This is a genomic window from Devosia sp. Leaf64 (assembly GCF_001421945.1).
Lineage (GTDB): Bacteria > Pseudomonadota > Alphaproteobacteria > Rhizobiales > Devosiaceae > Devosia.
Genome location: NZ_LMLO01000024.1, coordinates 254,651 through 267,708, shown reverse-complemented (window position 1 = coordinate 267,708; position 13,058 = coordinate 254,651). Strand labels below are relative to the sequence as shown.

General features: G+C 60.7%; 11 protein-coding genes. 5 read left to right on the top strand and 6 right to left on the bottom strand.

What is annotated here, in order from left to right:
- Position 1 precedes the first annotated feature (1 nt).
- The 3 genes from ASE94_RS18920 to ASE94_RS18910 all read left to right on the top strand — a co-directional run bounded on the left by ASE94_RS18920 (position 2) and on the right by ASE94_RS18910 (position 2,931).
- A complete protein-coding gene (locus ASE94_RS18920; protein WP_062631628.1) occupies positions 2–1,081 on the top strand; it encodes an SAM-dependent methyltransferase in 1,080 nt (359 codons plus the stop codon).
- Complete coding sequence (gene pgeF / locus ASE94_RS18915; protein WP_062631627.1) at positions 1,078–1,839, top strand: peptidoglycan editing factor PgeF; 762 nt, start codon at positions 1,078–1,080, stop codon at positions 1,837–1,839. Before ASE94_RS18920 ends, pgeF begins: the two co-directional genes overlap by 4 nt.
- 159 nt (positions 1,840–1,998) lie before the next feature.
- The gene (locus tag ASE94_RS18910; protein ID WP_062631626.1) at positions 1,999–2,931 is read left to right on the top strand and encodes a ribose-phosphate pyrophosphokinase; all 933 of its coding nucleotides are present in this window, start codon (positions 1,999–2,001) and stop codon (positions 2,929–2,931) included.
- Between the two features lie 141 nt (positions 2,932–3,072).
- On the opposite strand, the gene ASE94_RS18905 is transcribed toward ASE94_RS18910, so the two are convergent.
- Positions 3,073–3,504 (bottom strand): hypothetical protein, encoded by a 432-nt coding sequence (locus ASE94_RS18905; RefSeq protein WP_062631625.1) that lies wholly within the window; start codon positions 3,502–3,504, stop codon positions 3,073–3,075.
- Between the two features lie 244 nt (positions 3,505–3,748).
- On the opposite strand from ASE94_RS18905, the gene ASE94_RS18900 reads away from it, so the two are divergent.
- Complete coding sequence (locus ASE94_RS18900; RefSeq protein ID WP_062631624.1) at positions 3,749–4,381, top strand: 50S ribosomal protein L25/general stress protein Ctc; 633 nt, start codon at positions 3,749–3,751, stop codon at positions 4,379–4,381.
- A 164-nt stretch (positions 4,382–4,545) separates the two neighbouring features.
- Positions 4,546–5,244, top strand: coding sequence for an aminoacyl-tRNA hydrolase (gene pth / locus ASE94_RS18895; protein WP_062631828.1), 699 nt, complete (start codon positions 4,546–4,548; stop codon positions 5,242–5,244).
- 408 nt (positions 5,245–5,652) lie between these two features.
- Here the strand turns inward: pth and ASE94_RS18890 are convergent, their stop codons facing one another.
- The 5 genes from ASE94_RS18890 to ASE94_RS18870 all read right to left on the bottom strand — a co-directional run bounded on the left by ASE94_RS18890 (position 5,653) and on the right by ASE94_RS18870 (position 13,031).
- Positions 5,653–7,023: an alpha-glucosidase/alpha-galactosidase gene (locus ASE94_RS18890; RefSeq protein ID WP_156352224.1), complete on the bottom strand. Its 1,371-nt coding sequence runs from the start codon at positions 7,021–7,023 to the stop codon at positions 5,653–5,655.
- A 12-nt stretch (positions 7,024–7,035) separates the two neighbouring features.
- Entirely contained in the window at positions 7,036–8,700 is a 1,665-nt protein-coding gene (locus tag ASE94_RS18885) for an ABC transporter ATP-binding protein (RefSeq protein ID WP_061910525.1), read from the bottom strand.
- A 10-nt stretch (positions 8,701–8,710) separates the two neighbouring features.
- Positions 8,711–9,844, bottom strand: coding sequence for an ABC transporter permease (locus ASE94_RS18880; protein ID WP_062631622.1), 1,134 nt, complete (start codon positions 9,842–9,844; stop codon positions 8,711–8,713).
- Between the two features lie 62 nt (positions 9,845–9,906).
- A complete protein-coding gene (locus tag ASE94_RS18875; RefSeq protein ID WP_062631621.1) occupies positions 9,907–10,920 on the bottom strand; it encodes an ABC transporter permease in 1,014 nt (337 codons plus the stop codon).
- 80 nt (positions 10,921–11,000) lie between these two features.
- Complete coding sequence (locus ASE94_RS18870) at positions 11,001–13,031, bottom strand: ABC transporter substrate-binding protein (RefSeq protein WP_062631620.1); 2,031 nt, start codon at positions 13,029–13,031, stop codon at positions 11,001–11,003.
- Positions 13,032–13,058 lie beyond the last annotated feature (27 nt).

Sequence of the window (13,058 nt, the reverse complement as noted above, 5' to 3'; positions counted from 1 at the left end):
AATGAATACCCAGCTCCCGCTTGCGCAGCAGATCGATCTACAGATCTCGACCACCGGCCCGATGTCGGTCGCCACCTATATGGGCCTCTGCCTCACTCATCCGACCCAGGGCTATTACAAGGGCACCGATCCCCTTGGTGCCGCCGGCGATTTCATCACAGCCCCCGAAATCTCGCAGATGTTCGGCGAGCTGATCGGCTTCCACCTCGTCAATGTCTGGCAACAGATGGACGAGCCCAAAAGCTTCAACCTCGTCGAACTCGGACCCGGCCGCGGCACGCTCATGGCCGATATCCTCCGCGTCGCCTGCCGAGCCCCCGGTTTCCGCGATGGTCTCAAGCTGAAGCTGTTCGAGACCAACCCGGCCCTGACCGCCCAGCAGCGGAATCGCCTTGAAAGCTACGAGCCGCAATGGCTTGAAAACTTTGAGCAATTCTCCGAGGGGCCGATCCTAGTCGTCGCCAACGAGTTCTTTGATGCGCTGCCGATCCGCCAATTCGTCCGCAAGGCCGATGGCTGGCACGAACGCATGATCGGCCTCGCCGATGGCAAACGCGCCTTCGGCCTCGCACCGACACCCATCTCCAACGACGCGATGCCCACAGCCGTCGCCAATGCCGAAGAAGACAGCCTCTTCGAAGTCTGTTTCGCCGGCAGCGAAGTCATGTCCCGGGTCGCCAAGGCCATCGCCAAGCAAGGCGGCAGTGTCCTTGCCATCGATTATGGCTACGCTCGCACCCAGACCGGCGACACGCTGCAGGGCGTCCGCAACCACGCCTTCGCCGACGTGCTGGAAAACCCCGGCGAAACCGATCTGTCCGCCCATGTCGATTTCGCCGCCCTCGCCGCCGTCGCTCGCGAAGTCGGCCTCGCGGTCCAGCCTCTCGCCACTCAGGGCGAATTCCTCACCCGCCTCGGCATCGCCGAACGCGCCGCCGCCCTTTCCGGCGCCAATCCCGGCTCTGCTCCCGATATCCGCGCCGCTTTGGAACGCCTTACCGCTAGGGATCAGATGGGCGACCTCTTCAAGGTCTTCTGCGCCCACTCCCCCGGCCTCAATCCGCCGGGGTTTACCGCATGATCGAGTTCCACACCGTCCAACCCTTCACCGACACAGACACCGTCCACCACGGCTTCTTCGGCCGCCATGGCGGCGTCTCGACCGGTGAGTTCGCCGGGCTCAATGCCTCTCAATCCACCGGCGACGCGCCCGAGCCCGTGGCCGAAAACCGCCGCCGCATAGCCGATGTGCTCGGCGGCAACACGCTCGTCACTGTCAAACAGGTCCATTCCAACCGCGTCGTCACCGTCGAAGCCGGCGCCCTGCCTGACCCGACCGTCGAAGCCGATGCCCTTGTCACTCGCCGCGGCGATGTTCTCCTCGGCATTCTCACCGCCGATTGCGCCCCGCTCCTCTTCGTTGATCCCCATGCCGGCATCATCGGCGCGGCCCATGCCGGCTGGCGCGGCGCCGTCACCGGCATCCTCACCAATACCGTCACCGCCATGGAGGCCCTTGGCGCCCAGCGCCGCCGCATTCTTCTTGCCATCGGCCCCACTATCTCCGCGGAAAACTACGAAGTCGGCCAAACCTTTAAGGATGATGTCCTGAATCAAAATGCGAATGCCGAATCTGCCTTCATCACCCCGCCCGGCGGCACCCCGCATTTCGATCTGCCTCTCTTCCTCGCCGAAGAGGCGCAAGGGCTCGGCCTCACCGGCATCACCGAAACCGGTCTCTGCACCTATGCCGAGCCCAGCCGTTTCTTCTCCCATCGCTATGCGACGCACCAGCAAACGCGCACCGGCCGCCAGCTTTCCGTCATCGGTCTTGCCTGAAACGAGGTGCGGTTCGCGCCTTAAACATCGCGTGCTGCACTACTCTTAATTTACGCATGTGATCGAACGGGCGTTGCGGTCACAAAAATGACTCGCTAAAGCTGCCCGCGAAACTGGAAGGTCCCCGTCCTTGGGATCGGTTGAGACAGGATCGCGCCCATGAAACTGGTGACCGGCAATTCCAATCGTGCCCTCGCCCAGGCCGTCGCCAGCTACCTCGAATTGCCCCTGACGGATTGCACCGTCAAACGCTTCGCCGACAAGGAGGTCTTTGTCGAGCTCCATGAAAACGTCCGCGGCGAAGACGTCTTCATGCTGCAATCGACCAGCTTTCCCGCCAATGATAACTTGATGGAATTGCTGATCCTCACCGACGCGCTGCGCCGGTCCTCGGCGCGCCGCATCACCGCCGTCCTCCCCTATTTCGGCTATGCCCGCCAGGATCGCCGCGCCGCCGGCCGTACCCCCATCTCGGCCAAGCTCGTGTCAAACCTGATCACCGAAGCAGGCGTCCACCGCGTCATCACGCTCGATCTGCACGCCGCCCAGATCCAGGGCTTTTTCGATATCCCGACCGACAATCTCTATGCCGCGCCGATCATCACGCGCGACATTCTCGACAATTATAAGCTCGAAAACACCATGATCGTCTCGCCTGACGTCGGCGGCGTTGCCCGCGCCCGCGCGGTCGCTCAGCGGCTTGGCACCGATCTCGCCATCGTCGACAAGCGCCGCCCCAAGGCCGGTGTGTCCGAGGTGATGAACATCATCGGTGACGTCTCGGGCCAGGCCTGCATTCTCATCGACGATATCGTCGATTCCGGCGGCACCCTGGTCAACGCCGCCGAGGCCCTCCTCAAGGCCGGTGCCAAGGAAGTCTCGGCCTATATCACCCACGGCGTCCTCTCCGAAGGCGCCGCCGAGCGCATCGCCGCCTCAAAGCTCAAGGAACTGGTCGTCACCGACTCGATCCAGGAAACCGAAGCGACCAAGGCCGCGGCCAACATCCGCCGCATCGCCATCGCCCCCCTCCTCGGCGAAGCCATCGCCCGCACCGCCAGCGAACAGAGCGTCTCGAGCCTCTTCGACTGAGAGGTCGAACCGCTCCAGTGGAGCGATTGGCAGGCGCGTTCCCACACACCGAATGTCACCCCGGCGAAAGCCGGGGCCCATCCCGAGATCTCAAGATGGATCCCCGCCTGCGCGGGGATGCCCCCCAGTGGGCCTAGCGCTCTACTTCAAAACCAACTGAATCGTCCCCGCCTCGAACGCCGCCTTGCAGTCGCTGGCGTCGTGCATGATATCGTCCTCGATCAGCGGCGTTGACGTCATGCCGGCGCCTTTGAACCGCATGTCGTCGCATTCGCCGTCCTTGGCATATTCGCCCTTGTTATCGCCAAATTCCGGGACACCATCTTCCGACACGCCGCGCAGCGAAATCGTGCCCGAGGCATAGGCCTCGCCGCAGTCGGTCGCATCGTTCAGAATGTCGTCGCTCAGCAGAGGCGTCGTCGTCATGCCCTTGCCCTCAAAGCGCGGATCGTCGCACTCGCCGTCATTGGTATATTCGCCGCCGTCGGTCCCGAACGAAAACTTCGGCGCCGCATAGGCCGGAACGGCAAAAACCACGAGCGAGGCAAGAGCAAGGACGACGGCAGGTTTCATGATCGAATCCGGAATGCTGATGACGAAAAAACGAGCACTATCAACACTTGGCGCTATGACGAAAGTGTGACCACGCACTTTCTTGTTCTCGCCCCCGCCGAAAGCCTCCGGAATTCCCGTCTGCTTCCTTGCCGCCGTCCCCCGCTTAAGCTATAGCGCACCCCATGAAGTGCCCGTCACCCCTGGAGGACGGGTGCGTATGCCGTCGCGAAGACGCCATACACCAACCCAATGGATGCTTTCCATGGCTCAGAATAAAGTGCTCAAGGCACATGCGCGCAACGGAGTGGGCAAGGGGGCCGCTCGCGAAGCTCGTCGTCAGGGACTCGTTCCTGCAGTTATCTATGGTGACAAGAAGCCCCCCGTCGCCGTTTCCGTGGCCTATAAGGACGCGCTGAAGTTCATCTATGCCGGTGGCTTCAAGTCGCACATCCTCGACCTCGACGTCGATGGCACGATCCACCAGGTTATCCCGCGTGACTACCAGCTCGACGTCGTCATGGATCAGCCGATCCACATCGACTTCCTGCGCGTGGCCAAGGGCTCGAAGATCAACGTTCAGGTCCCCGTGCACTTCGAAAACGAAGATGCGAGCCCGGGCCTCAAGCGCGGTGGTACGCTCAACATTCTGCACCACACGCTCGATCTGACCGTGCCGTCCGACAACATCCCGGAATTCGTGACCGTTGATCTCACCGGCCTCGAAATCGGCGATACCGTCCACATCTCCAACATCAAGCTGCCCAAGGGCACTGCCGACCACAGCCACGAAGAAGACGTGACCATCGCAACCGTCGTTGCGCCGTCCGCTCTCAAGGCCAGCGGCAGCCTTGATGACGAAGAAACCACCGAAGAAGGCGAAGCATCGGCCGAGTAATCGGCTAGAGCTTTTCCAGAGCATTGAGGGCGGCCTTCGGGTCGCCCTTTTCATTTGCCCCTTTGATGCGTTATGCCCTCTTCGAACATTTTCGGCAAAAGTGGCAACGGTTTTGCCGTTCGGAAACGCGACCACCAAAGACTTGGACCAAGAACGAGCGCGCCATGAAACTCCTCGTCGGCCTGGGCAATCCAGGCAGCCAATATGAAGGCAATCGCCACAATATCGGCTTCATGGCCATCGACGCCATCGCCCGCGCCAATGGCATTTCCGGCTGGAAATCGCAGAATTCCGGCCTCCTCGCCGAAGGCACGATCGGCTCCGAACGCGTGCTCCTGCTCAAGCCCCAGACTTTTATGAACAAGTCCGGCGACAGCGTGCAAAAGGTCGCGAGCTTTTACAAAATCCCGCCCGCCGACATCGTCGTCTTTTATGACGAACTCGACCTCGCGCCCGGGAAAGTCCGCGTCAAGATCGGCGGCGGCAATGGCGGCCACAATGGCCTGCGCTCGATCGATCCCCAGATCGGCCTCGATTACAAGCGCGTCCGCCTCGGCATCGGCCACCCCGGCAAGGAATTCGTCACCCCCCACGTCCTGGGCGATTTCGCCAAGGCCGACAAAGCCTGGCTCGATCCCCTCCTCGACGACATCGCCCGCCACGCGGGAATGCTCCTCGCCGGAGATGACGCCGGCTTCATGAACAAGCTGGCGCTGGCAACCAAGGGCAGCGAAGAGCCAAAGCCTGCTCCCAAAGCCCAAAGCCACATCCGCCAGGCCCGCACCAGCAAGCCCCAAGCCGAAGTCCCCAAATCCGGCCCCATGGCGGATATGCTCAACAAACTGTTTGGCAAGGGGGAGTAGTGGCTACCCTGCCTCGCCCACCCACCGCCCCTCCCCTCGCCCCTTGTGGGAGAGGGACCGACTTTTCGCATCCAGCGAAAAGTCAGGGTGAGGGGTATCCCTCCTCCGCAGAGGAGCGAGTGACACACGCAGCAAAAATACCTCTCATCCGTCGCTGCGCCACCTTCTCCCTCATTGGGAGAAGGTAGGATCGTGGCTCGCCTACTCTGCCCCCCAAAAAAAGCCCCGGCGTTTCCACCGAGGCCCACCATCTCATCACTTGGCAACTAGGTTGCGTGAGCAGTTGAGTCAGAGCGCGTCGAAAATGGTGGTCTTCGAGAACCGGAGCGCAGCGTACGTTCGTACGTGAGCACCGGAAGCGGAGAAGACCGCCATTTGCAGGCCGCTATGGCCAACTGATCGCGCGACCTAAGCCACGCGCTGCTTGCGCGGCCCGCGTGCCCATTCCGGGATCCACGTGCCATGGGCTTCTAGCAGATCATCGACCACGTTCCAGATCTGCTCGAGATCCAGTTCCGCCGCCGTATGCGGATCCATCATCGCGGCATGATAGATGTGCTCGCGGTTTTCCTCGATCAGCGCACGAACCGTCAGCTCCTGCACATTGATATTGGTGCGGATCAGCGCCGTCAGCTGCGGGGGCAATTCGCCGATATAGGTCGGCTGCAGCCCATTGTCGTCGACGAGGCATGGCACTTCCACCGCCGCATTGTGCGGCAGCGAGGTAATGACGCCGTTGTTGCGCAGATTGCCGTAGATCACCGAAGGCTCGCCGGTCCAGACCGAGTTGACGATGGACGAAGCGTATTCCTTGGACTGCTTGACCTCGATCCGGTCAGCCTTCTTGTAGTCTTCCGAAGTCTTCTTCCAGTTCGCGATCTGCTCGACGCAGCGCTTGGGATATTCATCGAGCGGAATGCCGAATTTTTCGATGATGTCTTCGCGGCCTTCCTTGATGAAGTAGGGCGTATATTCCGCAAAGTGCTCGGAGCTTTCGGTCACGAAATAACCGAGCCGCGTCATCATCTCGTAGCGCACCTTGTTCGGGCAGCGCGGGTTCCAGGTCGGCTTGGGCGCGCGGCCTTCACGATAGGCCTTGAAGAGCTCTGGATAGAGATCCTTATACGAGCCATCGGCCTGGCGATGCTCGAACTTGAGGTAGAAGGCCATGTGGTTGATGCCGGCCGAACGATATCGGATTTCCTCATAAGGAATGCCGAGATCATGAGCCAGTTCAGCCGCCGTGCCCTGCACCGAGTGGCAGAGCCCGACCTGCTTGATCGTCGGATATTTTTCCGAGATCGCCCAGGTGTTGATCGCCATCGGGTTCACATATTGCAGCATGATCGCGTCCGGAGCGACCTGCAGCATGTCTTCGCAAATGCTCCACAGATGCGGCACGGTGCGGAGGCCACGCATGATGCCGCCGACGCCGAGCGTATCGGCAATGGTCTGACGCAAGTTGTACTTCTTGGGCACTTCGAAATCGACGACGGTGGAAGGCTCATAGCCACCGATCTGGAAGCAGACGACGACGAAATTGGTGCCGTCGAGCGCCTTGCGCTGGTCCGAGAAGGTCTCGACCGTCGCAGAAACACCAAGCGTGTTGATCAGCTTCTGCGCAATGATCTCGCTCTCTTCAAGCCGCGTCGGATTGATATCCATCAGACGGATCTGCGCGCCGGCCAGCGCTGGACGCTGCAAAATATCGCCCACGATGTTCTTCATGAACACCGATGAGCCGGCACCGATGAAGGTGATTTTCGGATTTGCCATTATAAACTCCAGTCGTCAGGCAGCTATTTCGAATGCGGCCCGCACGAGACGCGCCGTATATTCGGTTTTGGGGTTGATGAGCACTTCATTGACCGGCCCCTGCTCCACGATCTTGCCGTGCTGCATCACCATCACCCGATGGCATAGGGCCCGCACGACCTTGAGGTCATGCGAAATGAAGAGATAGGAGAGGCCTTTCTCGTCCTGCAATTTGCGTAGCAGGTCGATGATCTGGGCCTGAACCGAAAGATCGAGAGCCGATGTCGGCTCGTCGAGGAGAATGAACTCGGGTTCGAGCGCGATTGCACGTGCAATCGCGATACGCTGGCGCTGCCCGCCCGAAAATTCATGCGGAAAACGCGAGAGGATATTGTCCGGCATACCGGCATCGCGCAGCGCCTGCCGCACGCGGTCGACGCGCTCGCGACTATTAGCGCCGATGCCGTTGACCACGAGCCCTTCCTCGATGATCTGGCGGATCGACATGCGCGGGTTGAGCGAAGCAAACGGATCCTGGAACACGATCTGCATCCGGCTCCGCAGCGGCCGCATGGCCTGGCGGTCCTTGCCATCGATCCGTTCGCCATCGAACCAGATCTGCCCGCCCTGATTGCCGATCAACCGCACCAGCGCCTGCCCAAACGTCGTCTTGCCCGAGCCGCTCTCGCCCACGATCCCGAGCGTCTCATGCCGCATCAACTTGATGTCGAGATTGTCGACCGCCTTGAGCTCAAAGAAGTCGGGTTTGAAGAACCCACCGCGCTTAAGGGTAAAGGCTACCTTCACCTGCTTGCCCTCAAGCACGGTGTCATGCGCCCCCTCTTCGAGTGGCAGCGCCGTGCCCTTGGGTTCGGAGGCCAACAGATGCTTGGTATAGGCGTGCTGCGGATTGGCAAACAGCGCCTCGGTCGCATTGTGCTCCTGCACGCGACCGTTCTGCATCACATAGACATATTCTGAAAACTGCCGGACAATCGTCAGGTCATGGGTAATCAGGATCACCGCCATGCCATACTTGTCTTTCAGGTCCTTGATAAGATTGAGGATCTGCGCCTGCACGGTCACGTCGAGCGCGGTCGTCGGCTCGTCCGCAATCAGCACATCGGGCCGGTTCGCGAGCGCCATGGCGATCATCACGCGCTGCCGCTGTCCGCCAGACAGCTGGTGCGGAAAGTTGTTCAGCCGCGCCCGCGGCTCCGGAATCTGCACCTCGGTCAGGAGCGCCTCGGCCCGCTTCATCGCCTCGTCGCGCGAAACCTTATTGTGCAGGTGAATAACCTCACAAAGCTGCTGCCCGATCGTATAAACCGGATTAAGCGAACTCATCGGCTCCTGAAAGATCATGGCAATGTCATTGCCACGGAGCTTGCGCATCTCCTTGTCGCCCATCTTGACGACGTCCTTGCCCGAAAGCGTGATGCGCGTATTGGGGAGGATAGTGGCCCGCTTGGTCAGAAGCTTCATCAGCGTCCGCGCCGTCACCGACTTGCCGGACCCAGATTCCCCCACAAGGGCGATAGTCTCGCCCTTGTGAAGCTGGAACGACACATCGCGCACTGCATGTACCGTGCCGCCTTCCACCTTGAAATCGACACCCACATTGCGCGCGTCGAGGATCAACTCGCGCCCGTGGGTACCAAGGTCATGCCGCTCGCTCGAAACTGGATTGCTGGGGGTCATGACACTGGCCTCAATAGGGGTCGACGGCGTCGCGCAGGCCATCGCCGAGCGCGTTGAACGCAAAGACGGTGATCAGCACGAAGATGACGGGCGAGAGGATCCACGGATAGGAACCGATGACCGAATAGGACGACGTATCTTGCAGCATCAGCCCCCAGGAGATCAGCGGCGGCTTCACGGCAAAGCCGAGGAAACCAAGGAAGCTCTCGAGCAGCACGACGCTTGGAATGGCCAGCGTCACCGCCACGATGATGTGGCTCAGCACATTGGGGAGAATGTGACGCACGACGATCCGTCGATCCGAGGCACCCACCGCAATCGCTGCACGCACATATTCGATCCGCGCGAGCGACAAAGTCTTTGACCGCACCTCGCGACTGAGCTGCGCCCACCCCAAGGCCGCGATCACGCCGATGACGAAGGCAATGAACACATTGGATGGCGCCGTTGCCGGAATAAGCGTCGTCAGCGCCAGATAGAGCGGCAACTGGGGGAACATCAAGATGAACTCAACTACCCGCTGCACCCAGGAATCGAACCGCCCACCAATATAGCCCGACGTAATCCCCACCAGCGTCCCAACGATCGTCGTCAGCGTGACCACCACCAGCGCAATAGTCAGCGTGATCCGTGCCCCGACAAAGCCACGCGCCAGAATATCGCGCCCAAACTTATCGGTGCCGAGGAAATGCACCGTCTTTTCAGGATCGACCGGCCCGAAGAAATGGATATTGGCCGGGATCACCCACAGCAGCCGATATTCATAACCCCGCACAAAGAAGCCAAGCTCGGTCGGGTTGTCATAGTCCGGCCCAACCAGCGGCTGGAAGGTAATGGGATCAAGCTCATCCCCTTCAGCAATCGGAAACACCACCGGAATGAGCGTAAAGCTGCCATCGCCCTTGAAAAAGCTCACGTGATCGGGCGGCGCAAAGCCGATATCGGCAGCTTTCGGGTCCTGCGGCGCGAAGAAATCGGCAAAGATCGTGACGACGATCAGGAGCACAACCAGCACAAGGCCGATCATGCCGATCGTCGAGCGCCGGAACCGCCGCCAGACGAGCGCCAGATAGCCCTCGTCGCTGGTGCTGCTCCATCGCGAATTGACCTCAGGCGTATCCGCTTCCTCCGCGGGCGTCGGCATGGGGCCGGCGGCATCGGGCGGTAGCGGAATGGAGGAGCCGGGATTTGGATCGTGATACCTAGTCAATTGGACTTCTCCCCGCCCAGGCGAATGCGCGGGTCGAGCAGCGCAAGCAACACGTCGGAAATGATATTGCCGATGATGAGCGTGACGGCGAGCACCATGACGAACGTCGCGGTCACCCAGACGTCACCCACACCCATCGAGCCCACGATTGCGGGGCCAACGGTGGCGAGGCCAAAGACGATCGCAACCTCGATTTCACCCGTTAGCATGTAGGGCAGTACGACGCCCTGATAGGCGACCAGGGGATGGAGCGCATTGGGCACGGCATGGCGCATGATCACGGCGCTTTCCGGCAGACCCTTGGCGCGCGCCGTCTCGACATATTGGCTGTTGAGCACGTCGAGCAGATTGGCGCGCATCACGCGCATATTATAGGCGAGCCCACCGATCGTCGCGACAAGCACGACCGGCCACACATGCGCGACGAGGTCGACGAACCGTCCCCAGCCCCAGGGCTGGCCGCCCCAATAGGCCGAGTTGAAACTGCCGATCTCGTTCACCCCGAGCCGGAAGACGAGAACATAGAGAATAATGATCGCGAGAAGAAAGCGCGGGATCGTCATGCCCATGAAGGAAATGAAGCCCAGCACCGTATCGACCCAGGAATATTGACGGGTCGCCGCGAGAATGCCGAGGCTGATGCCGATCACCGAAGCGAGGATATGGCAGGTCAGCGCGAGTAGGATGGTGCGCGGCAGGCGTTCGGCTACCACATCACCCACGGGTTTGTTGTAGTAGAGCGATTGCCCGAAATCGAAGCGGGTCACGACGCCGGTGATCCAGCGGAAATATTGCACGATCAGCGGATCGTTGAGCCCATTGGCAGCGCGATAGGCTTCGGCCATGGCCTGGGCCTGCTCGGCGGTGGCACCGGTGCGGTTGATCGCCATGGTGCGGATATAGTCGCCATAGTCGCCCGGAGGCGCCTGAATGATCAGGAAGGTGACGATGCTCAGCAGAATGAGGATGGGGATGGCCCCCAGAATCCGGAATACGAGGAAGCGCAGCATCACACTCTCTTCTGGCAGAAACTTTTTGGGTCGAAGTCCGGCGGCAGCGTGCCGCCGCCGAACCTGTCATTGGAGAGGGATCAGTTGGAAATCGGTCCGTTACCCACACCCGGCGTATTGGGCAGGGTGTTCGGATGCAGTTCGTTCGTGGTCTGCTTGTCCGCCGGTACATAGAGGCGTTCGCGGATCACGTTGTCTTCGGCCCAGTTGAACTGGAAGATCGGGGCGCCGGCCGGGATATTGGCGAAGCGCTTGTTGATCAAGAGAGCACCCGGATACTGGGTCAGGCCGATGGCATAGAGGTTCTGCGTGTAGATCTGCTGGTAGGTCTTCATCAGGTCAGCGCGTTCCGCATTGTCGGCGCTGGCGATGAACTTGTTGACCGTATCCACCATCTCTTGCTCGAACGGCATCAGGTCGAGCGTGCCGTCAGTGCCGGCGCGGTGCGAGAAGGCCGTACGCGGACCAACCGGGGCAAGCCCAGCCGTACCCTGAACCACCGAGACGAGATCCGAACCATTGCGGAGGATCGCCCAGTCATACTTGCCGCCCTGCTGGTATTCGGCCAGCGAGTTGCCGCTCACAGTGTCGAGGATGACGCGGATCCCAAGGGCTTCCATCTGTGCGAGCACACCTTCGGCAAGGCTCTTGTCGGTGGTGTAGTCGGCATTGACCAGCATGGTGATCTGGACGTCCTGACCACCCGCCGTGCCCGATGGGAAGTTGACGACGCCATTGCCATCGGTGTCTTCGAGGCCGGCCTTGGCCAGGTATTCCTTGGCCTTGTCCATGTCGTAGCCGAAGAAGGCGGTCGAGTCCTTGTCGTAAAAGCTCGTGCCGGCATAAAGGCCGCCCGGATATGGCGTCGTGAACGGCCCCTTGACGAGGGATTCACCGAGGCTCTTGCGGTCGATCGCATAGGTGATCGCCTTGCGGAAATCGATGTTCCGATTGAGCTCGCGCACAGCCTGGCTCAGTTCGTTCGGTTCACCCCAACCATTGCCCGAAAGGTTCGGATAGAGGGTGTAGCCGATGGTGCGGGCGCCGAACTGCAGGCGGGCCGGAGCGGTTTCTTCCGCCGCACGGCGGAGCGATTCCACGAAGTTTTCCGGCTGTTCGAGGTTCGAGAAGTCGGCCGTGCCGGCAATGGTCTGCACGTCGCGATCTGCCCAGGTCGAGAGGCGATAGCTGACTTCGTTGAGATAGGGCAGCTGATTGCCGTTCTCGTCGACCTTCCAGTAATAGGGATTGCGGCGCAGCACGATCACGTCGTCCGGACGGTATTCAACCGGTACCCAAGCACCCATAACCGGGAAGTTCAGGAATTCAGGCGGGAAGGCGTTCTTGTATTGGTCGTAGTTGTTTTCCGAATATTTCGGATGCTGCGGCTTGAGGATATGCGCCGGCCCTGGGCAGAACGTGCCATAGGCCATGGCATAGAGGAACTGCGTGGGCTTGGCCTGCTTGAAGGTCCATTTGACGGTCGCATCGTCGATCTTTTCGAGCGTCGTGCCTTCGCCAAAGCTTTCCGGGGTCGCGCCACCTGTCGGGGCGACATTGGTGTCGAGAACGTTGTCTTCCCAATAGAACATGACGTCGTCGGCGCCGAAGGGCTCGCCGTCAGACCACTTCGCACCCTCGATCAGGTGCATGGTCAGTTCGTGGCCATCTTCGGACCATTCCCAGCTCTTGGCCAGGTTTGGCAACGGCTCAAGTTCGTCGGCCTTCACCTGGAACAGCGGACCGGTACGCGTCAGACATTCGTACATGCCGATGTCGATGCCGCCCCAACCCTGGGTCGCGCCACCGATATAGTTCCAGCCGTCAGGACGGCCGCCAATGACGTGGCGCATCGTGTCGCCATAAACGCCCATGCCGTCTGGCATGTTGGGAGTCTTGAAAACCAGTGGTTCCTTGGGCAGGCGCTCGGCGACCGGCGGCAGCTTGCCGGCATCGACGAATGCCTTGACGAAGTCCGGCTCATGATATTCCGGCAGCGCCTTGTATTCCTGGATATCAGAACCGCTCACGAATACCGGTTCGCTCTGTGCGGCGAATTCCGGCGGATCTGGTGGCGTGGTCCACTCGGTCTGAGCGAAAACGGCGGACATGGAAACGGACAGCAAGAGTCCTGCCCC

Excerpts from the sequence above, each read along its gene's own strand:
- ASE94_RS18885 (WP_061910525.1), bottom strand. The coding sequence starts at position 8,700 with ATGACCCCCAGCAATCCAGTTTCGAGCGAGCGGCATGACCTTGGTACC.
- ASE94_RS18900 (WP_062631624.1), top strand. The coding sequence starts at position 3,749 with ATGGCTCAGAATAAAGTGCTCAAGGCACATGCGCGCAACGGAGTGGGC.
- ASE94_RS18905 (WP_062631625.1), bottom strand. The coding sequence starts at position 3,504 with ATGAAACCTGCCGTCGTCCTTGCTCTTGCCTCGCTCGTGGTTTTTGCC.
- pth (WP_062631828.1), top strand. The coding sequence starts at position 4,546 with ATGAAACTCCTCGTCGGCCTGGGCAATCCAGGCAGCCAATATGAAGGC.
- ASE94_RS18875 (WP_062631621.1), bottom strand. The coding sequence starts at position 10,920 with ATGCTGCGCTTCCTCGTATTCCGGATTCTGGGGGCCATCCCCATCCTC.
- ASE94_RS18870 (WP_062631620.1), bottom strand. The coding sequence starts at position 13,031 with ATGTCCGCCGTTTTCGCTCAGACCGAGTGGACCACGCCACCAGATCCG.
- pgeF (WP_062631627.1), top strand. The coding sequence starts at position 1,078 with ATGATCGAGTTCCACACCGTCCAACCCTTCACCGACACAGACACCGTC.
- ASE94_RS18880 (WP_062631622.1), bottom strand. The coding sequence starts at position 9,844 with ATGCCGACGCCCGCGGAGGAAGCGGATACGCCTGAGGTCAATTCGCGA.
- ASE94_RS18920 (WP_062631628.1), top strand. The coding sequence starts at position 2 with ATGAATACCCAGCTCCCGCTTGCGCAGCAGATCGATCTACAGATCTCG.
- ASE94_RS18910 (WP_062631626.1), top strand. The coding sequence starts at position 1,999 with ATGAAACTGGTGACCGGCAATTCCAATCGTGCCCTCGCCCAGGCCGTC.